General features: G+C 62.3%; 19 protein-coding genes. 7 read left to right on the top strand and 12 right to left on the bottom strand.

Annotated features, from left to right (window positions below):
* Position 1: 1 nt before the first annotated feature.
* Positions 2-619 carry an RNA polymerase sigma factor gene (locus tag AB4Y31_RS02190; protein WP_368672511.1) on the bottom strand — a complete coding sequence of 206 codons (618 nt, stop codon included), beginning with the start codon at positions 617-619 and terminating at the stop codon, positions 2-4.
* A gap of 403 nt (positions 620-1,022) precedes the next feature.
* On the opposite strand from AB4Y31_RS02190, the gene AB4Y31_RS02185 reads away from it, so the two are divergent.
* From AB4Y31_RS02185 to AB4Y31_RS02175, 3 genes are all read left to right on the top strand, one after another.
* Positions 1,023-1,238, top strand: coding sequence for a DUF3311 domain-containing protein (locus tag AB4Y31_RS02185; RefSeq protein WP_368672510.1), 216 nt, complete (start codon positions 1,023-1,025; stop codon positions 1,236-1,238).
* Positions 1,235-2,707 (top strand): sodium:solute symporter, encoded by a 1,473-nt coding sequence (locus AB4Y31_RS02180; RefSeq protein ID WP_368672509.1) that lies wholly within the window; start codon positions 1,235-1,237, stop codon positions 2,705-2,707. Before AB4Y31_RS02185 ends, AB4Y31_RS02180 begins: the two co-directional genes overlap by 4 nt.
* 110 nt (positions 2,708-2,817) lie before the next feature.
* Positions 2,818-5,439, top strand: coding sequence for a hypothetical protein (locus AB4Y31_RS02175; protein WP_368672508.1), 2,622 nt, complete (start codon positions 2,818-2,820; stop codon positions 5,437-5,439).
* Positions 5,440-5,486: 47 nt separating this feature from the next.
* On the opposite strand, the gene AB4Y31_RS02170 is transcribed toward AB4Y31_RS02175, so the two are convergent.
* A complete protein-coding gene (locus AB4Y31_RS02170; protein WP_368672507.1) occupies positions 5,487-6,584 on the bottom strand; it encodes a glycosyltransferase family 4 protein in 1,098 nt (365 codons plus the stop codon).
* A gap of 335 nt (positions 6,585-6,919) precedes the next feature.
* Here AB4Y31_RS02170 and AB4Y31_RS02165 point away from each other — a divergent pair, with 335 nt between their 5' ends.
* Positions 6,920-7,717, top strand: a complete 798-nt coding sequence (locus AB4Y31_RS02165) for a sulfite exporter TauE/SafE family protein (protein ID WP_368672506.1) — start codon at positions 6,920-6,922, stop codon at positions 7,715-7,717.
* Between the two features lie 74 nt (positions 7,718-7,791).
* On the opposite strand, the gene AB4Y31_RS02160 is transcribed toward AB4Y31_RS02165, so the two are convergent.
* Together AB4Y31_RS02160 and AB4Y31_RS02155 are read right to left on the bottom strand one after the other, a co-directional pair.
* Positions 7,792-8,877 carry a glycosyltransferase family 4 protein gene (locus tag AB4Y31_RS02160; RefSeq protein ID WP_368672505.1) on the bottom strand — a complete coding sequence of 362 codons (1,086 nt, stop codon included), beginning with the start codon at positions 8,875-8,877 and terminating at the stop codon, positions 7,792-7,794.
* Positions 8,877-10,124 carry an oligosaccharide flippase family protein gene (locus AB4Y31_RS02155; RefSeq protein WP_026229995.1) on the bottom strand — a complete coding sequence of 416 codons (1,248 nt, stop codon included), beginning with the start codon at positions 10,122-10,124 and terminating at the stop codon, positions 8,877-8,879. The genes AB4Y31_RS02160 and AB4Y31_RS02155 overlap by 1 nt, the downstream gene beginning before the upstream one ends.
* A 340-nt stretch (positions 10,125-10,464) precedes the next feature.
* On the opposite strand from AB4Y31_RS02155, the gene AB4Y31_RS02150 reads away from it, so the two are divergent.
* Entirely contained in the window at positions 10,465-11,706 is a 1,242-nt protein-coding gene (locus AB4Y31_RS02150) for a glycosyltransferase (RefSeq protein ID WP_368673426.1), read from the top strand.
* 115 nt (positions 11,707-11,821) lie between these two features.
* On the opposite strand, the gene AB4Y31_RS02145 is transcribed toward AB4Y31_RS02150, so the two are convergent.
* On the bottom strand, positions 11,822-13,057 hold the full coding sequence (locus tag AB4Y31_RS02145; protein WP_368672504.1) for an acyltransferase family protein: 1,236 nt from the start codon (positions 13,055-13,057) through the stop codon (positions 11,822-11,824).
* Between the two features lie 415 nt (positions 13,058-13,472).
* Between AB4Y31_RS02145 and AB4Y31_RS02140 the strand changes: the two genes are divergently transcribed.
* Both AB4Y31_RS02140 and AB4Y31_RS02135 read left to right on the top strand, forming a co-directional pair.
* A complete protein-coding gene (locus AB4Y31_RS02140) occupies positions 13,473-15,014 on the top strand; it encodes a hypothetical protein (protein WP_368673425.1) in 1,542 nt (513 codons plus the stop codon).
* Between the two features lie 101 nt (positions 15,015-15,115).
* On the top strand, positions 15,116-16,318 hold the full coding sequence (locus AB4Y31_RS02135) for a glycosyltransferase (protein ID WP_368672503.1): 1,203 nt from the start codon (positions 15,116-15,118) through the stop codon (positions 16,316-16,318).
* A gap of 4 nt (positions 16,319-16,322) precedes the next feature.
* Here AB4Y31_RS02135 and AB4Y31_RS02130 read toward each other — a convergent pair whose 3' ends face one another.
* From AB4Y31_RS02130 to AB4Y31_RS02100, 7 genes are all read right to left on the bottom strand, one after another.
* On the bottom strand, positions 16,323-17,357 hold the full coding sequence (locus AB4Y31_RS02130) for a T6SS immunity protein Tli4 family protein (RefSeq protein ID WP_368672502.1): 1,035 nt from the start codon (positions 17,355-17,357) through the stop codon (positions 16,323-16,325).
* 241 nt (positions 17,358-17,598) lie between these two features.
* Positions 17,599-18,384 carry a T6SS immunity protein Tli4 family protein gene (locus tag AB4Y31_RS02125; protein WP_368672501.1) on the bottom strand — a complete coding sequence of 262 codons (786 nt, stop codon included), beginning with the start codon at positions 18,382-18,384 and terminating at the stop codon, positions 17,599-17,601.
* Positions 18,385-18,388: 4 nt separating this feature from the next.
* Positions 18,389-18,529, bottom strand: coding sequence for a hypothetical protein (locus AB4Y31_RS02120; RefSeq protein ID WP_368672500.1), 141 nt, complete (start codon positions 18,527-18,529; stop codon positions 18,389-18,391).
* A gap of 83 nt (positions 18,530-18,612) precedes the next feature.
* A complete protein-coding gene (locus AB4Y31_RS02115; protein WP_368672499.1) occupies positions 18,613-19,743 on the bottom strand; it encodes a T6SS immunity protein Tli4 family protein in 1,131 nt (376 codons plus the stop codon).
* Positions 19,744-19,788: 45 nt separating this feature from the next.
* Entirely contained in the window at positions 19,789-20,058 is a 270-nt protein-coding gene (locus tag AB4Y31_RS02110; protein WP_368672498.1) for a PAAR domain-containing protein, read from the bottom strand.
* A gap of 261 nt (positions 20,059-20,319) precedes the next feature.
* Entirely contained in the window at positions 20,320-21,375 is a 1,056-nt protein-coding gene (locus tag AB4Y31_RS02105) for a DUF6708 domain-containing protein (RefSeq protein ID WP_368672497.1), read from the bottom strand.
* On the bottom strand, positions 21,368-23,962 hold the full coding sequence (locus tag AB4Y31_RS02100) for a T6SS effector BTH_I2691 family protein (protein ID WP_368672496.1): 2,595 nt from the start codon (positions 23,960-23,962) through the stop codon (positions 21,368-21,370). Before AB4Y31_RS02100 ends, AB4Y31_RS02105 begins: the two co-directional genes overlap by 8 nt.
* Positions 23,963-23,978 lie beyond the last annotated feature (16 nt).

The raw sequence follows: 23,978 nt of genomic DNA, 5'->3' as shown, positions 1-23,978 counted from the left end.
GTCATCGTCGATTTGCCTTTTCCTTCGGGTTGCCGTGGGCGCCCTCGAAAAGCAGCGCCCGCATGTTGCGGCGCGCCCGCGACAACAGGCTTTCGAGCGCCTCGACGGTGATGCCCATGAGCCCGGCCGCCTCGATGTTCGAAAGCTCCTGGTAATAGCCGAGAACGAGTGCCTCGCGCTGCCGCACGGGCAACGCCGCCAGCGCCGCACGCACGCGCGCCCCCTCCTCGCGCGCCTCGAGCGTCGCCTCGAGCGCCGGCTCGTTGGCCTCTTCGATCGCACCGGCGAATCCGGTCGCGCTTTCGGCATCGTCCGCGGACGGCAGTTCGCGACGCGCGCGCAATCGGTCGTAGCAGAGGTTAAGCGCGACGCGATGCAGCCACGTATCGAAGCGCGCTTCGCCCTCGCGCCAATGCGGCGCTTGCTTCCAGGCTCGCACGAATGTCTCCTGCGCCACGTCCTCGGCCTCCATGCGATCGCCGAGCATGCGCTGAGCGAGCGCGATGACTCGCGGCAGCTTGAGCGCGATCAGCTCCCGCGCGGCCGCGGGATCGGAGCGGCCCACGCGCGCGACGAGCTCGGCGTCCGGGTCCTGCTCGCTCAACGCGCGCCGCTCCACGGCCAGGCGCCGGGCGCCGTGCCGCCGGCCACCGCGCCATGCAGGGACTCGGTCTTGCGTGTCACTGTTTCCGCTCCTTCCCTTCGATCTTTCAGCGTTTTTTCGGCCCGGTGAAAGCACCGGCGCGGTGGCCGCCGGTGGCGCCGGACGGCGGTGTCTTCTCGTTTAAACGCACGACGCGGAAAAATCCGTCGCTACGTCAATGGTAAGGAGATTCCCTAACTTTGCCGCTGGCCTGGTGAAAGACAATCGGCCGCCGCGCCTTGGCTCTCGGCGAATTTACCGCCTGCGCGCACCCTGGCCCGCTTTTTGAAATCCTTTACGCGGCGAAGGTATCGGGCATAGAGTCGTGACGCAAGTGCGCTCTTCGTCGTCCAACTGGCCTTCCAGGAGTGAAACCACCATGTTTCTTCGGTTGCTCGCCGCGCTGCCGTTCATCGGCGTGCTCGTCGGCGTCCCTTTCGTCAATCGCGTCGAACCGCTCGTGCTTGGCTTGCCGCTCGTGCTGGCCTGGATCGTCGCCTGGGTCGTGCTGACGGCCATCATCATGGGCGTCGTCTACTGGCTCGACCCGGCCAACCGCGTATCGGGCAAAGGTGCCGAGGAGGTCCGCCCATGAGCAGCGCGCTTCTCATCATCGCCGCCTTTACGGTGCTCGCCCTCGTGCTCGGGGTGCGCGCCCGGCACGGGCACGACATGAATCTCGAGCAGTGGTCCGTCGGCGGCCGCAGCTTCGGCACCGCCTTCGTCTTTTTGCTGATGGCGGGCGAAATCTACACGACGTTTACGTTCCTCGGCGGCAGCGGCTTCGCCTACGGCAAGGGCGCAGCCGTTTTCTATATCCTCCCTTACGCAACGCTCGCCTACATCATCTCGTACTGGCTGCTGCCGCCGATCTGGCGCTATGCCAAGGCGAACCGGCTCGTGTCGCAGCCGCACTTTCTGTCGAGCAAGTATTCGAGCCACGCGCTCGGCGTGCTCGTGGCGGTCGTCGACGTGGTCGCGCTCGTCCCCTATCTCGTCCTGCAGTTCAAGGGTCTCGGGATCATCGTCGAAACGACCTCCTACGGCGCGATTCCCCCGGCCGCCGCGATCTGGATCGGGGCGATCGTCGTGACCGCCTACGTCACGATATCGGGCGTGCGCGGCTCGGCCTGGAATTCGGTCATCAAGGATCTGATGATCCTCGGCGTCGTTCTCTTCCTCGGCATCTATCTGCCGATCCACTACTACGGTGGCATCGGATCGATGTTCCATGCAATCGACGCGGCCAAGCCCGGCTTCCTCTCGTTCCCCGAGAAAGGCTCGAGCGTGTCGTGGTTCCAGTCCACGGTGCTGCTGACGGCGCTCGGCTTCTTCATGTGGCCGCATACGTTCGCCTCGTGCTTCACGGCGCGCGACGAGCGCGTCTTCCGGCGCAACGCCGCCATTCTGCCGATCTACCAATTGATCCTGCTGTTCGTCTTCATCGTCGGCTTTTCGGCGGTTCTTAAAGTCCCGGGACTCAAAGGCAGCGATATCGACCTGTCGCTCTTCAAGATCTCGCTGCAGACGTTCGATCCCTGGTTCGTCGGCGTGATCGGCGCCGCGGGCGTGCTGACCGCCCTCGTGCCGGGCTCGATGATCCTCAATGCCGCCGCCACGCTGATTGCCAACGACATCTATCGCGGCGCGATCGACCGCGCCGCGCCCGAGGCGCGCGTCGGTCAGGTCGCGCGCATTCTCGTGCCGATCATCGCGCTCGTGGCCGTCGGCTTTACGCTCCATGGCGGCGAAACGATCGTCGCGCTCCTGCTCATGGGCTACAGCTTCGTGACGCAATTGTTCCCGGCCGTCATCGCGAGCCTCGCGGCGCGGCGCTGGGTCACGAAACAAGGCGCATTCGCCGGCATCGTCGCGGGCGTCGCCATCGTCGCCATCACGACACTGACGCATGCGAGCATCGGCTCGTGGTTCCCGTTCCTGCCCGACAAGCTCAAGGATCTCAACATCGGGCTTGTCGCGTTGTCGCTGAACATCATCGTGCTGCTCATCGTCAGCGCGCTCACGCAGCCGCGCGCGGCGGAGCAATCGCATGCGCACACGTAGTCAGCATATGAGGGCTAGCGCACAGGCGGACACACGCGGCGCCGGCACGACACGGTAAGCTCCTTGCCTTGGCGGCGGCGGGAGCTCGCCGCCTTCCGGGGGGAATGTTCATGCCATCGAAGAAGCCGCTGCCAGCTTCGCTCTGGTTCGCCGTGCTTGCGCTCGTCATCGGCACACTGGGGTTTTCCGATCTGATCGCGTTGCGGTACTTCCAGTCGCCGCCGGCAGCGCAGGCCGCCACGCCGTTCCGGCTGCCGGCGGATTGCGGCGCCGGCACGCTCGTCACCGTCGTCGCCCACCTCGACGACGACCTCCTCTTCGTCAATCCCGGCATCACCGATCGACTGCGCGCGGGCTGGTGCATCGTCACCGTTCATCTCATCGGCGGCGCGAACAATGCGAGTTTCGGCTACGTGCTGACGCGCGAGCGCGGCGTCCGCCAGGCCTATGCGCGAATGGCCGGCGTGCCCGACCAATGGACGGAATCTACCGTTTGGATCGCGGGCGAGCCCGTGCACAGGATGGTGCTGAACGCGGCACCGCATATCGTGCTCCTCGAGGTGCGCTTGCCCGGCGGCCAGGTGCGCGGCGGGCGCGTGCCGCTCGGCTTGCTGTGGGACGAAGGCGAAACGATCGCCACTTACCCGATGACCGGAGGGAATCCCGGTGGGATGACTGAAAGGAATCCCGGTGGGATGACCGGGGGGAATCCCCGTGGGATGACTGAAAGGAATCCCGGTGGGATGACCGAAGGGAATGCCCGTGGTACGAGCAACACAGCCGACAACCACGCGAGCGGCAGCCGCATCGCCGGGCATTACGATCGTGCCCACATCATCGCCACGCTAGGCGACATCCTCTCGAGCGCCAGCGAGATCTATACGCTCAATCCCGATACCCTGCCCTTCCTCGAACACCCGGACCACATCTACGCAGCGCGAATCACGCGTGAAGCCGCGCGAGAGATCGGCACCAAAGCCCCGATCGTCTATCACCTCACCTATGTGACGAGCGCGCTGCCGGCGAACGTGCCGGGCGTGAAGACGCAGCGAAAGCGCGACGAAGTGGCGAGCTACTTCGCGATCGATAGCGATGGCGGCAGCACGGAGCAGGTATTCGGCGAATACGAATGGAACGGCAACTGGGTCGCGCGCCGTTATTTCTTCGACGGCAAGGCGGGCGGCGGCATGCCCGCCGTCAGCCTCGTCAACGAGCGAACGAGCGAGTGCCTCGCCGAGCCGGGTCCGAATGCGACGGGCGGCCCTGCATCGCCGCGGCTGGCGACCTGCGATGGCAGCCTGGCGCAGCAATGGAGCTGGCGCCCGCTGCCGAGTTATCCAGGCAGTTCGCATGATGCGGCGCTCGTGAGCGTCGCATCGTCGCGCTGCGTGGCCGAACGCCGCGCCACGCTCGTCGAGGAACCGTGCGACGCGAGCGATATCGCACAACGTTTCACGCCTTGGGACTTCGGCATTGTGCGCACGCCGCTCAACCACTGTCTCGGCGCGAAGGACGGCGTGCCCGCCCTCGCCGCCTGCAACGCGCGAACCGCCGACTATCGCTGGACGATGACGCCGCACTCGCGCTGGACGGACTTGCGCTTGTCGGCCGCGATGTATGGCGATGTGACGGGCGACGGTCAGCCGAGCGCCGTCTATGTCGAGCGCCGCGGCGACGGCCCCGGCTTCGACGTCATGGTCGCGCCGCTTGCACCGGAGGCGCACGCGACCCGCTGGTACGGCAACGTCGTGCCGTTCGACAGCAAGGCCATCGCGCCGACCTGTCGCGGCGATACGCTTTGCTTCGACTCAACGCGGTTTCTGCTCGCCGACTTCGAAGGAAAGGGCCGAGCCGATCTGATGGTCATCGCGCCGGCGGAGGACGGCGGCACCGCGTTCTGGCTATTGCCGAACGAAGGCGGCGCGTTCGGCGCGCCGCGACTCTGGTACAAGACCACGCCCACACTCGCGCCCGAACGCGCGCAGCAATACGTGGCGGGCGACTTCGACGGAGAAGGACGTGCCGACGTGATGGCGGCCCAGGTCAGGCCAGACGGCCGTGGCGACGACTTATGGGTGCTGACGAGCCGAGGCGACACGGGCAATGCCCCATCGTTATGGCGCGCGGCAGCGCCGCTCGCACCCGCGACACAATTCTTCGCGGCACGCGTCCATGGATCGTCGCGCACCGGGCTCATCGCGGTGGAGGACGGCGACGGCGCACTGGCCGTTTCGTCGATTGCAAGTTCGGGCCGGGCATTCGCCGCGCCATCGAATAGGCAGCGTTTCGCCGGTTTGCCGTTCGAGCGCGCGAAGATCGCGGTGGGCCCGCTCGATGAGGCAAACCAGAACAAGGGCGAACTTGATGGCCTCGTCGTATTCAGCGCACGCCAACCGGACAGCGCGGACCACGCGAACATCGACGTCTGGACGATTGTGCCGGGTCGTCGATTCGCGGTCCCCACTCATGCGGGAACGATCGCCCAGATCTCGTGGGCCGATATGCTGCCCGCCCTCGTGACGCGCCGCGACGCGACAGGTGGCCGCGCACCGCTCATCGCGCTCTTCGAGCGCACGAATGCACCGCTCGATGAATTCCACTTCACGGGTGGCGCGCCCGCGTTAGCCGTCTATCCGCTCGACCCGCAAGGCAAGCGGATTGGCTCGCTCGAGCGCTACTCGCAGTTGCCGGGCCGCTATACGGAAACGCTGCGCCTCGATCGACTGCAATAGACGCGCATTTCGCCCGCCCCACTCAGCGGAGCAGAGCCTGACCGGGCTTATCCGATCACTTGGCGTGCAATCGCGAGATAACGCTCGGCGGTGTCCTCGAGCGTCATTCCTTCGAGCGGCCGCTCCGTTCGCGGCTCGCCGAGCGCCGCGGCAAGCGCGCGCCCGTAACGCTCGGTATCCGATGTATCGATGAGCTGCACGCCGGGCCAGCCGCGCGCGAAGTTGAACGAGGGAATCGCGTTCGCGACGATCGGTATCCCCGATGCCAGCGCTTCGAGAAAGCCAATGCTGTGCGCCTCGAAACGAGATGGCATGGCGAACACGCTCGAGGTGCCGAGGATCTCGTCCACGTTTCCCTGCGGCCCTCTGATCTCGACGCGCGAAGCGATGCCGAGCTCGTCGGCGAGCGCGGAGACAGCATCGTGATAGGCGCGATCCTCGATCACGCCGCACAGCAGGAGGCACGCGTCGGGCTCGAAGTCGAGCATGCGCTTGAACGCGCGCACCGTCTGGAGCTGCCCCTTCTCCGCAATATAACGCCCCACCTGCACGACCCGCTTCGAAGGGGCCGGCGCGCTCGTGCCCTCCTGCTCGTCGCCGGCCGCGATACGTTCGTCGTTGAGCGCCTTGCGAAAGCGCGCGGCATCGACGCCGTTCGGCACGACGACGAGCGCCGGATGGCGGCCGATCGCCTTCAGATATTCATCGACGTTTTTCTGCGACACGCCGATGACAGCCTTCGCGCGCAACGACAGCAGGCGCTCCGCGCGCTGGATCAGATTGTTTTCGAGGAAGTCGTTGACGCCCGAGTGCATGACCCAGACGATCGGCACTCGAACGGGCAAGGCCCGCACGTAGAGCGCCGGTATCGTCGCATGCGCGAAGATGACGTCGGGCTTGAAACGCCGGATGGCACGATAGAGAAAAAGCAGGCGGCCAAGCTTCTCGTAGCGCCGCGACGGAAAAACGCACGTGACGCGATGGGCTGCGAGCTCGCGGGCGGCGAGCGCGAAGTCGCCGTGCGCAGGCAACAGCGAAGCGATGCAGACTGTGTGTCCGCTTTGTTGATGATCGATCGCGATGCCTTTGACCAGCATCTCAGCGCCCGAAAGCCGAGGCGCAAGGATCAGCTGAAGTATGCGCATAGTGTCTTTCTCGTCCCCTATTCCCCACCGCTTCGCCCCCCCGCGAGGCTTCGGCAATCATCATTCATATGCGCCGAACAGTCGCCTTTGCGCCTGCACGAAATTATCGCGCGCCTCTCTGGCCCATCCGCCAACTTGTAGTACCTTTCAGTCGGTCCGCTCGCCACAGCGGCGGCTGGACAAAACCTTTTTTCCCCGCAGCAAAACAAGCGCCCGCTCGCAGGTTTTGCGACAATGGCGGTCTTTGACGCTGAAATTTTGCGTCGCGACGCCCGCGACGGCCGATCGTTCAATCACCACCTGCGCCGCAACGCGCGGCTCTCCTTATCGAAAACATGGTTTTGCCCCATATCGATCCGCTCTATTCGCTGTCCGGCCTTGCGGTGGGCTTCCTCGTCGGGCTGACGGGCGTCGGCGGAGGCTCGCTCATGACGCCGCTGCTCGTGCTGCTCTTCGGCGTGCATCCGGCCACCGCCGTCGGCACCGATCTGCTCTACGCCGCGGTGACCAAAGCCACCGGTACGCTCGTGCACGGCTTCAAAGGGTCAGTGGACTGGCGCGTGACCGGCCGCCTCGCGGCAGGCAGCGTGCCGGCCGCTGCCGTGACGTTGTGGCTGCTTCATCGTTACAGCACGCATTCGCCTGCGTCGACCGCCTTTCTCCAAGTCGTGCTCGGGGTGGCCTTGCTGATCACGTCACTCGCGCTCGTGCTGCGTCCGCAACTGACCGCCCTCGCCAGCCGCCTGAACGCCGGACAGCGTCAGGAATCGCCCGCTCGCACGGCCTTCTGGACGATCGTGACGGGCGCCGTGCTCGGCGTGCTCGTCTCCCTGACATCGGTCGGTGCCGGCGCGATCGGCGTGACCGTACTGCTGCTGCTGTACCCGAGGCTGCCGACGTCACGCATCGTCGGCTCAGACATTGCGCACGCGGTGCCGCTCACGCTGGTCGCGGGCATCGGTCACTGGCTGCTGGGATCGGTCGATGGTGCAATGTTGCTCTCGCTACTGATCGGCTCACTGCCCGGCATCGCCGTCGGCAGTCACCTGTCCTCGCGCTCGCCCGAAGCGCTGCTGCGCAATCTGCTCGCCGCGGTGCTCGTGCTCGTCGGATTGCGGCTCGCCATGATCTGATGCTTTGACGCCGCGATCGAATCGAATCACGCGAAACCGATCGGACGACCTGCGAGCCGCAAACGCGCCCCGATTCAGACCCGAAGTTCCGCATCCCGATGCCGCGCCACGCGCCGCGCCACGGCCAGATATTGCTCAGCCGAGTCCTGCAGCGTGAGGCCTTTGAGCTCGCGCGCCGCGCGCTGTTGCCGAAGCGCTCTAAGCAGCGCGCGTGCATAAGCGGCCGTATCGTCCGTATCGAGAAGCTGCACGCCCGGAAAATCCTGAGCGAACGTGAACGGCCCAATGGCGCTCGCGACGATGGGAATGCCCGACGCGAGGGCTTCGAGAAACGCGATGCTGTGACCTTCCGAATAGGACGGCATCGCGAAGACGCTCGCTTCGGCGAGCATTTTCTCGACGTCGGTGCGCGGGCCTTCGACGACGACCGACTCCGCGAGCCCGAGCTTGTGGACGAGTTCGACCACGGCGGCGTAGTAGTCGGGGTCTTCTATGACGCCGCATAGCAGCAGGTGAGCGTCGGGCGCCTCACGCAAGACCTCCGCGAAGGCGTGCACGGTCTGTATCTGGTTCTTGACTTCCGTGTAGCGCCCGATCTGCACGATCTGCGGCCGACGCACCACGTCCTCGGGCGGTACGTGGTTGAGAAAGCGAGCGGTGTCGACGCCGTTCGGAATCACGATCATCAGCGGGTGCGGCCCGACATTGGCGAGGTAGTCCTCGACATTCGTCCTCGACACGCCGACGACGGCCCGCGCGCGCGCCGAGAGAATGCGCTCGACGCGCCGAAAGAGCTGGCGCTCGAAATCGTTCGTCGCCGAGTGCATGACATAGACGATCGGCGCCGCGATCGGCAACGCGCGCACATAAAAGGCCGGAATCGTCGCGTGCGCGAAGATGACGTCGGGCCGCATCGAGCGGACGACCTGAAAGAGATGCCAGAGCTTGCCCGCGATCGAATGGCGCTTGCGCGGAAAGCGACAGGCCACGTCGTTATGGGCGAGTTCCCCCCGCAGCGACGCGAAGTCGCCGTGCTCGGGAAGGAGCGAAGTCACGCACACGACGTTGCCTTCGCGCCGCTGGTGCACCGCGAGTTCCTTGGCGAGCACCTCGGCGCCCGACAGCCGCGGCGCCAGGACAAGATGCAAAATGCGCAACATCAGCGAGCCTTTACCGTTCGATAAAGCATCCACGCAACAGCGGTTCCGAGTCCTGCCGTCATGCCCCAGGCGATACCAGTTACGCCCCAATAATGCGTCGCGGGCGGCACGACGGAGAACAACACGATCACCTGCATCACAGACGCGTGCGTCGCCGCCTTCGCATCGCCGACGGCGCGCAGATAGGCGACGAGCACGGCGATGAGCGCACCGAGCGACATGTTGATGACGAATATGCGAAAGAGCGGCACGGCCGACATCCACTGTGCGCCGAGCACGAGCGAGAAGAGCGGCGCGGCGAGCCAGCGAAGCAGGAGCACGACGACGGCAAGACCGACGACGGCGGCCGCGAGATAGAGCTTGAAAATACGCGCCGCCTTTTTGGCATCGCTGCGGTGATGCGCCGAGAAAGTCGGGAAGAGGTACTGCGACATCGCGATTGCCGCATCGGCGAGCAGCATCTGCGCAAGTCGCGAAGACATTTGATAGGCGCCGAGTTGCGCCGGCCCGAGCATCTTGCCGACGACGATCTTGTCGAACTGGTTGAGCACGAGATTGACGACGCTGCTCGCCCAGATCCAGCGCGAGAACGCGACGTAATGGCCGATGCCGTGCCAGCGCACGCGCAGCGGCGGCCGCGGCGTCATCGTTGCCCACGTGAGCGTGCTCTTCAACGCCTCGCCGAGCGCCATGCCGATCAGCACCGAGTAGGCGCCGGCGCCCCCGAGCGCGAGCAGAAGGCCGACCGAGCAGTCGGCCATCGCCGCGGCGATCTCGACGAACGCGATGTGCTGAAACCGGCGTTCCCGCTGAATGACGAAGTAAGTCGGCGACGCGATACCGCGAATGAGCGGCAGCAAAGCGGCGAGTTGCAGCAGCAACAGCTCGCCCGTCATATGAAACTGACTCTCCATCAGTGGCGCGAGCGCGACGAGCAACAGCCCCACGAAGATGCCGCGCGCGACGAGCGTCGTCCAGACGGCCGAAAGCTCGTCACGCGTGGGCGCTTCGCGGCCCTGGATCACCGCCTGCGCCAAACCTGTGTCGGAGAGCGACTCGGCAATCGCCACGGCCAGCAGCGCCACGCTGACGCTGCCGATCGCGGCCGGCCCCAGGATGCGGCCGATCGCAAGAAACTTGATTGCGACGAGCCCGCGCACCGCCACCTGCTGAAGCAGCACCCATGTAGCGGCGCTCGCACCGAGGCTCGCGCGCACCGACAAAGCCGCGACCCTGCCTGCTCTCACTTCCCTGCCCCACAAATCACTCACGTGGCCTCACGATGGCAAAACCTACTTAATTGAAAGATTGGTGGAGGACAAAGTAGCGTGTAGACGGCAGCAAGAAGCGCCATCAAATAGGCATTCCACGCCAGCCTTCGCGCATCCCCTGTCTTTTTCCGCCAACGCACCAGCAAATTGGCGTCCCCCAGCTTTGCGCCGGTGCTAGTGTTTCGCCATCGGTACTACGAGACGCGCCAGCGCGACAATCGAATACGCGATGACCAATGCAATCTCCCCCCCAGCAGCACATGCCATTCCCGAGGCAGTCCCCCAGACGTTGCAGCCACCGGCGCAGGCCAAACACATGCGGGAAAGCGTGCTCATCATCGAGCCCAACTTCACCGGACACCGGTGGCGCTATGCGCAATGGGCCGCCGAAGCCTATACGGAAGCCGGCTATCGCTGCCTCATCGTGACGGAATCGCGCAACGAGGATCATCGGCTCGCGCGCAAGATCGTGGCGGCTGGCCGCAACGATCTCGAGATCGCTTTCGTCGATCCTCCCGAGCCGTGGCGCAACGCGCTGTCGCGGCTGGAGCGCATTCAGTATGTTCGCTATCACCGTTATTTCCGCTATGCATACGGGCTTCTGAGCGACTTTCAACCGGTGGCGCTCGTCGTCGTGCCGTACGTCGACTACTTTCTTTATGCGCTGCCGTTCCTCGGCTCTCCGTTCGGCGAAACACCTTGGATCGGCATTACGATGCGCGCCACGTTCCACCATAGGAAAGTCGGCGTGAAGGCGCCCGACCAAAAGGTGGCCAATACCGTCAAGTCGCTTCTCTTTCGCCGGGCCATGCGCGCGCCGGGCATTCGCGCGCTGCTGTCGATCGACCCGACGCTGCCGGAATGGAGTGCGCGCGCGCTCGGCTCGCGCGGCGCAGCGATCCGGTACCTGGCCGATCCGTTTCCCGACGCACGCGCGGACGATCCCGCGCGCGCCCGCGAGCGGCTCAGATTGTCGAGCGGCCCGCATCTGCTCGTCTACGGATCGATCACCGAGCGCAAGGGCATCCGCGAGCTCGTCATGGCGCTGGAGCAGATGAGTCGCGACGAACAGCGCGCCGCGCAAGCCCCCACGCTCGTCGTTGCGGGCGAGCAGGACGCCGCGACGCGCGAATTCCTCGCGTTTCATGCGCAGCGCCTCAAGCCGGCACCCGTACTGCTCGATCTCTTCGTGACGAACGAGATGGAGCTCGATCTCTTTTCCGCGTGCGATGCGGTCTGGCTCGGGTACAAAGGTCATTACGGAATGAGCGGCGTGCTCGTGCAGGCGTATCGATTCAAAAAACCCGTCATTGCAACGGCAGACGGGCTCATCGGCTGGTTTTGCCGCAGCGGCGAGATGGGCCCCGTGATCGACGATCTCTCACCCGAGGCGATCGTCAGCGCCGTCGAGAACGTATTCGACGACAAGCGCTCCGACGATCCGTCGAGCGCCGCTACTGCCGCTAGTACCGCACTCGGTGGCCCGTCGCACGAGCAATTGCTCGAACGCAATACGCTCGAGCAGTTCAAGCAAACGCTGCGGGAAGCAATGGAATAAAGACGTGAACATGGCGGCGGCCACAAGTTAGGTTGGGGCCGCGCCGCTCGCTTGCCCCTGGCGGAACGCAGGGGCTATCTCTTCCTTCTCGACCTCTTGTTCATTCACAACGCGTTCACAACGTCTGCCCACCGACGATAGGAGGACGCGCGTTCTCGCCGGCAGCCCCCGAAGCAGTCGCTTCGTCCTCGGCGGGTTTCGGCACGATCGGCACAGGCGCTGTCGTCACGCCATCGTTGCCCACGAGTGCGCGAGGCGCCGGGAACAGTGCGTTGCGGATCTTCAGGAATGGGAATTCGATGAGACGTGTCGTCGCCCAACCCGTCCCGATTGCAATCGTCGTCTGCAGGGTCAGCGCGGCGGCCCAGATGACGAGCTTCGGCAAGCCCAGCGCAGTCGCCTTCGCGATCAGGATGTCGGCTGGCGTGAAGGCGATGGAGTGCCAAAGATAGATGCCGTACGAGTAGACGCCGACCCACGCCACCGCGCGGAAAAGCCAGTTGCGCGCGAGCGTGCCCGAATGCTCGAGCATCAGGACGATGAGCGCCACATAGCCGAACGCCTGAATCGTATAGCCGATACTCTCGTCGAGCGGAATGTGCTTCGTCGCGAAGGCCAGCCATCCCATCAGGAAAGTGACGATCGCGAGCAGCCAGCCCTTGCGGCTCGCGAGCTTCCGATAGAGATCGGGCTTCATCCAATAGACGGCCGCGAGCATCACGCCGGCGAGCAGGCTGTCGATGCGGTACTGCGTATAGAAGAATGCCTGGTCGATCCCGCCGCCGGCCACCTCGATCGAGCGGGCGATGAGCACCAGGACGCAGATGAAGCCGAGCACCCCCAGGATCGCGTTGGCGCGCAGACGCCAGCGTGCGAACAAGAACAGCAGGGCCGGCAGCAACAGATAGAAATGCTCTTCGACCGAAAGGCTCCAGGTCTGCTTGATCGACGTGCCGAGATAGTTCTGCAAATGCAGGGAGTTCTGCCAGAGAAACGTGCTCGTCGGATGGTGGTGCGCGATGACGTGAAACGCGATCAGAACGTAGTAGGCGGGCCAGATCTTGAAGATCCGGCGCACGATGAAGGTCCACGCGTCGACCCTGCCCGTATCGGCATATTGCCGCAGCAGCAGCCCGCCGACGAGAAAGCCGCTCAACGTGAAGAACAGGTTGACGCCCTCACGACCGAAATGCGTAAACGGATATTCGATGATCGGGACTAGCCGAATGCCGGTATCCACGTAATGGAAGTGATATCCCATTACCGCGATGATTGCGATGCCACGTAGGAAGTCCAGTTCGATCGTCCGATTTCGCACGATCGCCTTGGCTCCCCCGAACAGATTATTCATGGTATCTGGCCCCTTCTTGTTACGAGCAAATGCCCAGGGTCTGTGAGCAAGCGAGTAGAGACGGAGTCTCCAGTGCTCCTTGCGATGCCGCTCACCGCCCGTGGGCGGCACGCGTAAAGCACGCCTCGTCGTTGCTGCGATCTTCCGATGAGCCGCCCGCATGCGTCCGCCAATTTCGCTGCGAACGCGGACAACGCAACAACCTTGCTCGGTATTTGCGTGACCCTCAGAGGGCGAGCGTGCCGCGGCGCAGCATTCTGTCTGTCCCGGTCCGCCGAACGATAGTGCGCGTCCGCCATCAGGCGATTTCCGGGTGGTGTACGGCGCTATAGTCGGCTGGAAAAACCGGTCCTTGCAGCTCCGAGGAAACCCACCACGGACCGTCTCGCCCATGCAACGAAAGGGAACCGATCCGATGGCAGCCGTGCCTTATCACCCGACGCTTGCCGGCAATCGTGCAACGCGCAACAACTTGTACGCCAGTCTGTGGATTTGGCTCTTCATCTGCCCGCTCGCGATGGACTACAAAGCGGTCAGCGACACGTCGAGCCACCTCGCGCAGATCCTGCTCGCCGTGCCGACACTCTTTGCGGGCGCGATGCTCATGCTCATCGCGCCCCGTTTCGCCGAGCACTCGCGCCTGCGGGCGTTCGTCTCGTTCGCGCTCGTGCTTGCCGTGCCGGCGAGCATCATCACGCAACTGGTGAAAGGGAACGACTTCGGCCAATACCTGCGCGTGTTGCTGCCGTTCGTGCTTTTCCAGCTCGGCTTCATCGTCGCCTGCCGGCCGTGGCACGAAGCGCGCATCGAGCAGTTCGAAAAGGCGATCTTCTGGGCCAACGTCATCAGCCTCGCTTTCACGTTCGTCTATGGCTTGGCGACGGGCGGCCCGCTCGCCGATGTGCGTTATCGGATCGTGTCCGCCACGTTCCTCGGGTTGCAAGGCGTGCTGCTGCATGAGTTCGTCATCGCCAAGCGGTTCACTGTGTTGACGCTCGGCATTTTCATGATGACCGTCGTCATTGAGCTCTTGAGCGTGACGCGCAGCCTGCTCGTCGGCACGGCGCTGCTCTTCGTGCTCGCCATCTGGATGAGCGCGCCCTCGATCCAATATGTCGTGCGCGCGATGTTGCGCGCCACCTTTGCATCGATCCTGCTCGGGGCCATGGCAATCGGCGCGATGTCGTTCTTCCCGAACGTCGCCCAGCACTGGACCGAGCGCCTTTTCTATGCCGAGAAGGACACGACGACGGGCAAGGACCCGACGACGATCACCCGTCTCGCCGAGATGAAGTACCAGTACGACGAGGTGACGTCGACGACGCTATCGAAGCTGATCGGCGAGGGCTATGGTCACGAATATCGCTATTCGCCCGCCTACCTGCCGGACCTCAAAGGCCAGATGAGCAAGACGGACTTCTACGCGCAGCATGACTGGGCCGCGGGGCACAACTTCTGGGTGTATCAATTCTTCGCGGGCGGGCTGTTGTTCGGCATCGCGATGCCGTTCGCCATTCTTTATGCCCTGATGCGCGCATTGATCACGTACCGGCGATGGCGCGCGGCCGTCCCCAATGCGCCCTATCTGCCCGTGCTCGGCCGCGCGATTCTGCTCACGGCCGCGTTGCCGGCCACATCGATCGGCGGCAATCCGCTCGGTCCGCGCTTTTCCGGTCTTATCTTCGGCTTGTCGCTTGGGCTGATGGTCGCCATGCACGTTCAGCTTCGGCGACTCGGCGCGCGGATGCGCCCTGCGCCGGTACCGCCGCAGCCCATCGGCGGCGGCAGCGACGACGGCCCGGGTGGAGTCGGTCCCTCCGTGCCCGGCGACTATGCGCCGCGGCTCGAGCCGCGCCTCGTTGCGCCGCCGCGCATGCGTCCCGCGCCGGCGCCTGGTGCCGCGCGTCCGCCCGCGGATGCGGTTGCCGGTGACGACGAGCGTATCGAGCCGAGTTGAGCCGAGTTGAGCCGATTGATTGAAAACTACCCCTACGCTCCCTGCGTTTACTGCCCCCGACGGGGCGCTCAGCACGCTCGGGGCTACCCACGCGTACTGAAATGAGAATCCTGCACCTGACAGCCACGCTGGACCCTCGAGCGGGCGGCCCCGCCGAGGGCGTACGGCAAAGCGCGCTAGCGCTCGCGGCGCTTGGACACCGCGTCGAGACGGCTTCGCTCGATGCGCCCGATGCGCCATTCCTCGCCGCGTTTCGCGCGGATTTTCCGCTGCCCGTTGCGGCGCTGGGGCCTGGGCAAGGAAAGTATGGGCGCACGCCGCATGCGGTGCCATGGTTGCGCGAGCACGGACCGCGCTTCGATGCCGTCATCGTCAACGGCCTTTGGCAATATCACAGCTTTTCCGCGTGGCAGGCGTTGCGCGGGCTCGGTGTGCGTTATTACGTGTTTCCGCACGGCATGCTCGATCCGTGGTTCAAGCGCACGTATCCGCTCAAGCATCTGAAGAAATGGCTTTATTGGCCGTGGGCCGAATACCGCGTGCTGCGCGACGCGCAGGCCGTTCTATTCACGACCGAGGAAGAGCGCGTTCTCGCGCGGCGGTCGTTCTGGCTCTATCGCGCACGCGAGCAGGTGGTCTCGTATGGCACAGGGAAGCCGCCTGCGGATATGGCGCGGCATCTTGAGGCGTTTCGCGCGGCGTACCCTGAGTTGGTGGGCAAGCGCATCCTGCTGTTCCTCGGGCGCATTCATCCGAAAAAGGGTTGTGATCTGCTGGTTCAGGCGTTTGCGGCGATCGCGCGCGATGTGCCTGAGGCGCATCTCGTTTTTGCCGGTCCGGGCGAGGACCAGGTCATGGCTGAGTTGCGCGCTGTCGCGGCGCGCGAAGGTGTCGATGCACGGGTCACGTGGACGGGGATGCTCGAAGGCGATCTCAAGTGGGGAGCCTTCCGTGCAAGCGATGCGTTTGCACTGCCGTCGCATCAGGAGAACTTCGGGATTGCCGTCGTGGAGGCGCTGGCTTGCGGTCTGCCTGTGTTGATCTCGGATAAGGTCAATATCTGGCGTGAGGTGGCCGCGGATGGCGCTGGGTTGGTTGCGCCTGATACCGTGGAGGGTGCTACGCGCAATTTGCGGCGATGGTTCGCGCTCGATGAAGCCGAGCGCGCGAAGATGCGCGCAAGAGCCGAGGCGACGTATCGGACGCGGTTTACTGTGGATGCGCACACGCAGCAGCTGCTCGCCGTGCTCGAAGGCGATGCGGTGCATAACCCCTATTCCGTCGGGCATCCGTCGATGATTTAGTGGTTTATGGGTGAGGCCTGAATTTCGGGGTCTCAGCGGTAATCACTGGCCTCAACCGGACCGAGTTGGCTACGGCATCGAAGAGTGCAATCGCTTGCTCATCCGTAAGCAGCGGGCGCGTCGGAACGCCGTTCTCTTGCGTCATTCCGCTTTCCAGCTCGACCGTAATGGTCGGCTTGAGCCCGTTGCTAACTTCCATACCATCGGCCTCCCATTGGAACTGATGCAGGCGATAGCCAGCGTCCGTAGGAAGGGTCGACAAAATCTCTTCGCCCGCGCGGCCATTAATCGTGCGTTGTCCGCGCCTCAATATCCTGATCTGGCTCACTAGGTTCTTGAAAGCGTCTGGCAGGCCGACGCCATCGACCCGCTGGAACAAGGAAGGTTGCCCAAGTTTGGTGACAGTCATCGTCTGGACGGAAACGAGCACGCCAGGCCATTGTGCAAACTTGAAACTGATTGCGGCGTTCTCGAATTGGGAGGTCGTGCCATCGTTTGCAATGAAACCGTCTTTCAGGCAGAAGCCGGGCTGGGTCGGCGTTTCTTCCTGCGAGCGCGCTTGTAGATGGGGCAAGAGCTGGTTTTGGAGCTTCGGCAATACCCTTGTTTCGAACACGACCTCGTCCATGTCCATGGCTTTCAGCGTAAAGAGGGTGTGTTGGGCGAGCCAGTACGCCTCGAAGCCATAGTTTTTTGAACCGAACACGTTTTCCGACGTAATCAAAGCCCTTGCTGTCGGTGTAGCGGAGATGGTCCCTTTCAGCGTCCTCCCCTTGTCCTCATTGATCGCGCGTAGCTCATCCGCACGCCGGTCCACCATTTTGTTAAACGACTCTATATCGAATGGTGTGGCTTGCGATTCGATGCGGCCGAACATGTACCGGTAGTCTTCACCGTTGATCTGCGCATCGGCAGGAACGTCAACCACATACCGGCCGATGCAGTAGGTCCTTATGTCGCTCATGTGAGGCGCTTTCGCGTGGCAAGTCAGGGTAATGAAACTGGCGCAAAGCACCGTCAATGTCTTGGCAACGTGCATTTCATTCCTTGCACTGAGCAATCTGAAGGCATTGAGCCGCGATGAAGATTTGGGCAATCAATTCTCCCGACGGCAGCGGCACGGTGCCGTCCCCCCGTATTGGACTTGTCTTTTTCCGATGCTGGCTCGTGGTTCGGTCGCTCGAACGTGGCCTTCGTTTCGCCGAGAGTAACCGTCGAAGCTACTAGCTTCGTGTGCGAGACGACCTGCGCGGTGGACAGCATGGCGGCAGAGACGGACGTCAATGAGTCCCTCTCACCGGCCTCAACCGAACGGAGTTAGCTACAGCGTCAAACAGCGCAATAGCTTCCTCATTCGTAAGCAGCGGGCGCGTCGGAACGCCGTTCTCTCGCGTCACTCCGCTTTCCAGCTCGACCGTAATGGTGGGCTTGAGCGCGTTGCTAACTTCCGTACCATCGGCCTCCCAGTGGAATTGATGCAGGCGATAGCCACCGTCCGTGGGAAGGGTCGACAGGATTTCTTCGCCCGCGCGGCCATTAATCGTGCGTTGTCCGCGCCGCAATATCCGAATTTGACTCACTAGGTTCATCAAAGCGCCTGGCAGGCCGACGCCATCGACCCGCTGGAGCAAGGAAGGTTGCCCAAGTTTGGTGACCGTCATCGTTTCGATGGACACCAGGACACCAGGCCACTGAGCAAATTTGAAACTGATCACCGCATCTTCGAATTGCGAGCTCATGCCGTCGTTTGCAATGAAACCATCTTTCAGGCAAAAACCCGGCTCGGAGGGAATATCGTCTCGCTCCCGAGCGTACAAGTTCGGCAACACATTGGTTTGCACGTCCGTCAATATGGACTCGTATTGTGCCGGAATAGTACCTGTTTGCTGGAGCATGAACGCGCGCCCCTTGTTCCATCGATGTGCTTCAAAACCAAGAGAGGGTCCCATGAGCAGTTGTCGGGAAAGCTGAAAGATCGCGATCGATTGACTGGGCCTCCGCACACTGATCAAGGCGTACCCCTTTTCATGTTTCCCGGCCTTCAGTTGCGTTTCGCGCTCGACCATCTCCTTAACGAACGCCTTCGCTCTCGCTGCTCTTACTGGAGTCGATCCGACCGTACTTGTAATCGTATGCCTGCCCGTTGATCTGTGCGTCGGCCGGAAGGTCTACCAGATATCGGCCAATGCAGTAGGTTTTCGTATTGCTCATCGGCGGCTCATTCGCGCAGCAAGTCAAGGTTACTAGGCTGGCGCACAGCATCATCATTGTCTTGGCAACCGGCATATCACTCCTTACTGCGGAAGCTCGGCGACAGGCGTCGCCCGTTGTACGATTTTCGCCAACCCGTCTGCGGACAATGGGGTGCCGGTTTGCGCAAGCGTGCCAAGCGGCGATCTTGTCGGCGGCCGACTCTCGCTGACATTGCCGCCATCTGCTGGGCGTAACCGGACGGAATTTACGATAGCGTCGAAGACGCGAATCGCCTCCTCATCGGACAGGCGCGGGCGTTGTGGCGCGCCATTGGCGCCCCGCTGTCCGGTTTCGAACTCGACGGTAAGATCCGGCCTCAGCGGCTGATTCAATGTGCCTTGCGCTTCCCACTGGAACTGATGCGTGCGGAACCCCTCCTCCGTCGGAAACGTCCACAACACTTCCTCGCCCTCGCGCCCATTTACCTCACGTTTCCCTTTTCGGAGCGTCTTCATTTGGACGATTACGCCCTGTAGGACAGCCGGCACCGGGGTGCTATCAATTCTCTGTAGCAAAGTCTTCTCGCCCGCTTTCACTGTAGTGCTGGCATTGACTGTGACGACCACGCCTGGCCAGCGAGGGAACCTGAAGCTCATTCCGGCTTCCTCGTACTGAGAGGTCTTACCGTCATTCGCCATGAAGCCGTTCTTGAGGCAGAAGCCTGGCTGCGACGGAATCTCATCGGCGGCGCGCGCCCGGAGATTGGGGAGCAGCTCGGTTTCAAGAGTAGACAGCACGCTCGAGTATCGGGATAGATCGAAGCCTGTTTCCTTCATCGAAAACACGTACCCGTTATCCCATTTATACGCCTCGACACCCACTGATGGCCCGGTCAGTAGCGTCCGTGAAATCTCGAAGATTCGAATACTCGTAGAAGGACTTTTTACGCCCGTTAACGCATATTGCTTTTTGTGCTTCCCCGCGCGAAGTTCCGCTCCGCGCTGGATCATCTCCTGCACGAAGTATTCTTCACTCTCGGTCGATGCTGTGGAGTCGATTCGTCCAAACATGTACTCATATGCCTGCCCGTTGATTTCTGCCTCTGCGGGTACATCTACCAGGAAACGTCCGACACAGTAGGTCTTGGTATCACTCATTGCAGGCTCTTTCGCATAAGAGATCGGGGTAAGCAGACTGGCGCAAAGCGCCATGGCGAAGCGCATCGTTCTCATTGGTATTCCTTGCAAGCCGGCAGTTTCGAGCGTTACGGGTTTCGCTTAGACGCCTGACTGCAACGATGAAATCAGTCGCGCGCCACATTCGGTTGGGTCGTTATCGTAAGCAACGGCTCGTCCATCGTGAGTCCGTGTGCTGTTCTCCGGCAGGATTCTGAATTTGCCCTGACACTTCGGGCACCACGTCATGTCGTCCTGCAGTGCCACGGGGATACCCATTGCCTTGATGTCAAGGCACGCCGTGATCACTTCCCCGCCGTGCGTTGTCTTGTCATGGAGACGGACTACGCCGCGGCCGTTTTCGTCTTTCATCGATCGATCCCCTTCACTTGTCGACAAGGTCCTTCGGCGGATCGTCCATGGCCCAGAGTTTCGCGCGCGGCTTGCTGTAAGCCGAACGTGTACATCGAAAAGTTCGTACCACCGTCGCTAGGTCAGCGCCCAGCTGGCCATCGATAGGCAGGCGGCGTCGCAGAGCCCACTCCGGGATCGGTTTTCCCACCTGACGCGGGATCATTGATTCATCCATGTATTTAGTAGCTAGCTCCACAAGAAGCCGATAAGCTACCGCGCTCACGCTTCAGCGAAACCTCGCGGCGGTCGATCTTGCAGCCATAAGTCGGCATTGGCAGCGCCGTCTGGCTCCCCTTGCCAGTTGTCGACCTTGCCCTTCGGATCATCCGGATATTCGCCACGACGCTGAGCGAGAACTGTTTGCCCCCAACCCACCGGTGTGCCTTCGCGCGGTTCCGCGTAGGGATCGTCACGCGCGATGGTGCAAATACGTTTGATTGCGTCCGGCCAGATCGGATCGCGGCAAGTCGCGTTCGCGATGATGCGCATCACCGTGAACACGAGGATGAACGGCATCATGATGATGCGGTAGAGGACCGGCGCCCGTAGGCCGACGCCGTACAACGAGAAGAGAAATGATTCGCGCGGGGTCTCTTTTTCCGTATGGAACAACATCGGCTCCGGCAAGCCGGCCGGCCCACTATTCATATACTGACACCAGTAATTCCACTGCGCGAGCAGCAGCTTCACCTCGGCCTCGCTCATCCATTCGCGACCGATCGAGAATACGCGTGCGACGTTGTGACGCTCGTCGAGCGTGTAGTGCCGGATGTGAAACACCTTGCCGAACGTGGTGATTTCCCGGTGCAGGCAGAAGATGGAGTCTTCAGTCCAGGGCACCTCCCACACGACATCGCCTTCGCCGGGCTTGGCAAAGAAGCGACGTTTGCGGATCGCATATAGTTTGCGCTCGCCGCGATGGAAGCGGATCGGGCGACGGCGCAAACCAAAAAAAAGGCCACGACCCAATTTCCATGTTAACCCCGCAAACCCAGCAGCAATAATGAACGACATGCAGTTCGTTATGACGTCGCCCGGGTCGTACATGTATGGCCCGATGCCTATGGCCGCAAAAGCCATCGCTGCGGCCGCAATAAACCATTGCTTCTCTAGAAAAGAAGGCTCGATCACATCCATGTAGACGGAATTCATCCGGAAGGTCGCTCCTGTCTCCTGGATGTCGGGTCCTACCGGTCGATCAATCGGCAGGCGATGCGCAATGTCCCACTCAGGCACTAGCTTGCCGACACAGTTCTTCATTAAGCGTTCATCCACGTGCTAAATCTCCTGCGGCTGAGTTGAATGCGTTGAGTTCGGCATCAAGCGAAGTGTAATGCTCAGCCGTGCTAAATTTGCAGCGTGAGATCCAATCTTTCATTTGTGATGCTTTCAACTCGGCAATACCGGTGCTCACGATAATTGAAAGTACGAAAACCGGCCAGAATCCCGGGACTACGCCAGTAACAGAGACGATCGCTGCATATGCGCCCAGCGCACCGCTTACGTAATAGAGCCGCTCTAGCCACTTGTCGCCAGCCTGTTTCGCCTCTGGGGCATTCTTGAACAAATCCGTCCATGCGAGCGCTGCCCCTGCAAAGGCACCAATTGCGCGCCCACCATAAATTCCTACCTGCGCAAATCGCTCTGCGCCTGCCCACTGCCTGAGGATAAACGACGAAAGGGGGTGCGGATGCTTGTTGGCCGCTTCCACAGTGGAAAATGCCGTCTCAACGACATTTCCGAAGATCGAAGCAACGCACGCAAACAACTTCTTCCGGTTCTCGTCGTTACTGAACTGATCACTACCCAGCCAGTCCTTCGTCGCAAAAGTAAGCGTGAACATCTGAATAACCGCAGTCGCGACGCCGAGGTTGAAGTCCGTCGATGCCGCGGAGCCAAGCCACTTTTTCATCGTCTCGACCCCAGGCACTTTGACGCCCCTGATCGCACCCTCTTCAATCTTGCCAGTCCGCTGCAACGTGTCGGTATCGAGTTGCAGTAGCACCATGTCGGCGTCCGCACCCGCCGTCTTCAGCGCTTGCTTGGCTACCTGTGTCGCCGCTTGCCGCTGTTCGCCACGGGTTGCTTCGAGGTCGATACCCCGCGACCGCGTCTCATCCAGTATCCAGTCACGGACCTGGAGCTTGCTAACCGCCGACGGCTTGATCGTCACACCAGCTTGCAAATGCAGACGGATCATCAAGAGGCTCCAGCCAGCGCCGTGTGCCGCCTTCGCCAGCGTCGATACAATGACGTTTGCCGTGGTCAGCATCAACCGGTCGCGCAGCGGGACATCGCCGTGAGAGTCCTCGAATCTTTTGATCGCCCCCTTGTAGATGTTCATGAATGCTTCGTACTGAACGTCCGATCCGTGTATCTGCGCGTCGGCGGCTCTCATCAGGTCATCCTGGCTGAACAGCAATGCGCGCGCAAACAAGTTCCGAGTATCCGATAGACGCGGCAATGCCAGCCAGTCGTTCAGCAATTTCATGCAAGCGTCGGTGCCCGCGCCTGCGCCGATCGCCTGCGCCACCGATTCGCTGTATGCGTAGCCGCTACGAATGTCTTTGCGGTCAGTGACACCAGTCAGCCAGTCTTTCAGCAAATCCGAATTCAGCCAAGCCACGTGTGCATGCACGAGTGGCTCCCAAGTCGGCCGGAACTCGTCGAGCTTTTTCTGATATTCGGTTGGGAAGTTCTTGATTGCGTTCTCGTCGAGCACACTGACTCGGCGGCCCTGCGCATCAATCTTCGTCGAAGCGTCTTGCCACGCTTTTTCCGCTGCCGCATCTCGCGTAGCGGCGATGTGGTTCATCTTCTTCTCTTCCTCCTTTACCGCCTGCTCGAGACTACCGCTCTTAAACGCACCCGCGATGACCCTGAAAAAGCCCAGCATGTCGGGCATAGGCTCGCCGACACCCGCAGCGGCGTTCGCAACGTTGGCGTCCGCGATGGTCTTGGAAAGAGCGTACGATAGCCCAGTGGTTTCGCGCGCACGCGCGCGAATGCCTGCCTCTGCTCGCTTCAGCAGTTGGAGGCTCGTCGCCTTCCAAAATGTTTGCTCATCGAATCCGTTGTACGTGCTCGGCACGGTGAGCTCTGCCAGGTCGTTGGTTAGACCCACCGGATCGTTAACTGCAACGATGAAGCCCTTCTCATTCGGCGTTTGCGCCATTGCCCGGCCGATACGATCAGCGACATTGCGCTGCCGGCTTTCCTCCTGCGTCGGCGTGTTGCTGAATTCGAACGCCTCCTGTAGACCACGATCGTCCATCGAAAAGTGCGCCACATTGCGCCGATGAGCCTGGAATTCGCCTGTATGCTCGGCGCCGCCCTTGAGCATCGCCTTGATGTCGATGCATTGCATGTGCAGTTTGCGCCATTGCGGGCCACGCTCCGCGCTGCTGGCGTTTTCGACGAGCGTCTTCGTCCAAGCGACATTCGACCAGCCAATCCACAGGTTGGTCGCTTCATCGACGCCCGGCGTGTGTTCGACGTCCATGCAGCGGCCCAGCGACATGAACTTCAGATCGCCTGCGAACACGCAGCCGTTGGCGGCTTGCGCCACCAATTCTTCCGGAGGCGGCCGCATGCCCGGGACAAAGCTCCACATCAGCCCATTGGGAAGCACCATGTAGGCGCGCAAGCGCTCGCGCTTCTCGTCGTACGTGTACAGGTAGCCTGCGCGCAGCGCACGTAATGTGTATTTGGCAGTGGCGACCGACCCGGGAGCGCGACTGTCGATCTTGAAGTTCCCCGACAAGGCAGGCGCTTTTGCAGCACCGCGTGGACATGCAACTGCATACCGTACGGGGTACAGTAACAACGACTTCCGATCACAAAGGGAGCAGCTTGCAGACACAGTTGTTATTCCTTCA

Source organism: Trinickia sp. EG282A (assembly GCF_040965455.1).
Lineage (GTDB): Bacteria > Pseudomonadota > Gammaproteobacteria > Burkholderiales > Burkholderiaceae > Trinickia > Trinickia symbiotica.
Note: the sequence above shows the minus strand (reverse complement) of the source record. Positions and strands in the feature narration are given on the sequence as shown.

What these genes read in the sequence shown, in the direction of transcription:
- AB4Y31_RS02145 (WP_368672504.1), bottom strand. Translation starts at nt 13,057, where the DNA reads ATGAATAATCTGTTCGGGGGAGCCAAGGCGATCGTGCGAAATCGGACG.
- AB4Y31_RS02120 (WP_368672500.1), bottom strand. Translation starts at nt 18,529, where the DNA reads ATGAGCAATACGAAAACCTACTGCATTGGCCGATATCTGGTAGACCTT.
- AB4Y31_RS02180 (WP_368672509.1), top strand. Translation starts at nt 1,235, where the DNA reads ATGAGCAGCGCGCTTCTCATCATCGCCGCCTTTACGGTGCTCGCCCTC.
- AB4Y31_RS02125 (WP_368672501.1), bottom strand. Translation starts at nt 18,384, where the DNA reads ATGGTCGAGCGCGAAACGCAACTGAAGGCCGGGAAACATGAAAAGGGG.
- AB4Y31_RS02140 (WP_368673425.1), top strand. Translation starts at nt 13,473, where the DNA reads ATGGCAGCCGTGCCTTATCACCCGACGCTTGCCGGCAATCGTGCAACG.
- AB4Y31_RS02150 (WP_368673426.1), top strand. Translation starts at nt 10,465, where the DNA reads ATGCGGGAAAGCGTGCTCATCATCGAGCCCAACTTCACCGGACACCGG.
- AB4Y31_RS02130 (WP_368672502.1), bottom strand. Translation starts at nt 17,357, where the DNA reads ATGCACGTTGCCAAGACATTGACGGTGCTTTGCGCCAGTTTCATTACC.
- AB4Y31_RS02175 (WP_368672508.1), top strand. Translation starts at nt 2,818, where the DNA reads ATGCCATCGAAGAAGCCGCTGCCAGCTTCGCTCTGGTTCGCCGTGCTT.
- AB4Y31_RS02110 (WP_368672498.1), bottom strand. Translation starts at nt 20,058, where the DNA reads ATGAAAGACGAAAACGGCCGCGGCGTAGTCCGTCTCCATGACAAGACA.
- AB4Y31_RS02135 (WP_368672503.1), top strand. Translation starts at nt 15,116, where the DNA reads ATGAGAATCCTGCACCTGACAGCCACGCTGGACCCTCGAGCGGGCGGC.
- AB4Y31_RS02115 (WP_368672499.1), bottom strand. Translation starts at nt 19,743, where the DNA reads ATGAGAACGATGCGCTTCGCCATGGCGCTTTGCGCCAGTCTGCTTACC.
- AB4Y31_RS02170 (WP_368672507.1), bottom strand. Translation starts at nt 6,584, where the DNA reads ATGCGCATACTTCAGCTGATCCTTGCGCCTCGGCTTTCGGGCGCTGAG.
- AB4Y31_RS02160 (WP_368672505.1), bottom strand. Translation starts at nt 8,877, where the DNA reads ATGTTGCGCATTTTGCATCTTGTCCTGGCGCCGCGGCTGTCGGGCGCC.
- AB4Y31_RS02165 (WP_368672506.1), top strand. Translation starts at nt 6,920, where the DNA reads ATGGTTTTGCCCCATATCGATCCGCTCTATTCGCTGTCCGGCCTTGCG.
- AB4Y31_RS02185 (WP_368672510.1), top strand. Translation starts at nt 1,023, where the DNA reads ATGTTTCTTCGGTTGCTCGCCGCGCTGCCGTTCATCGGCGTGCTCGTC.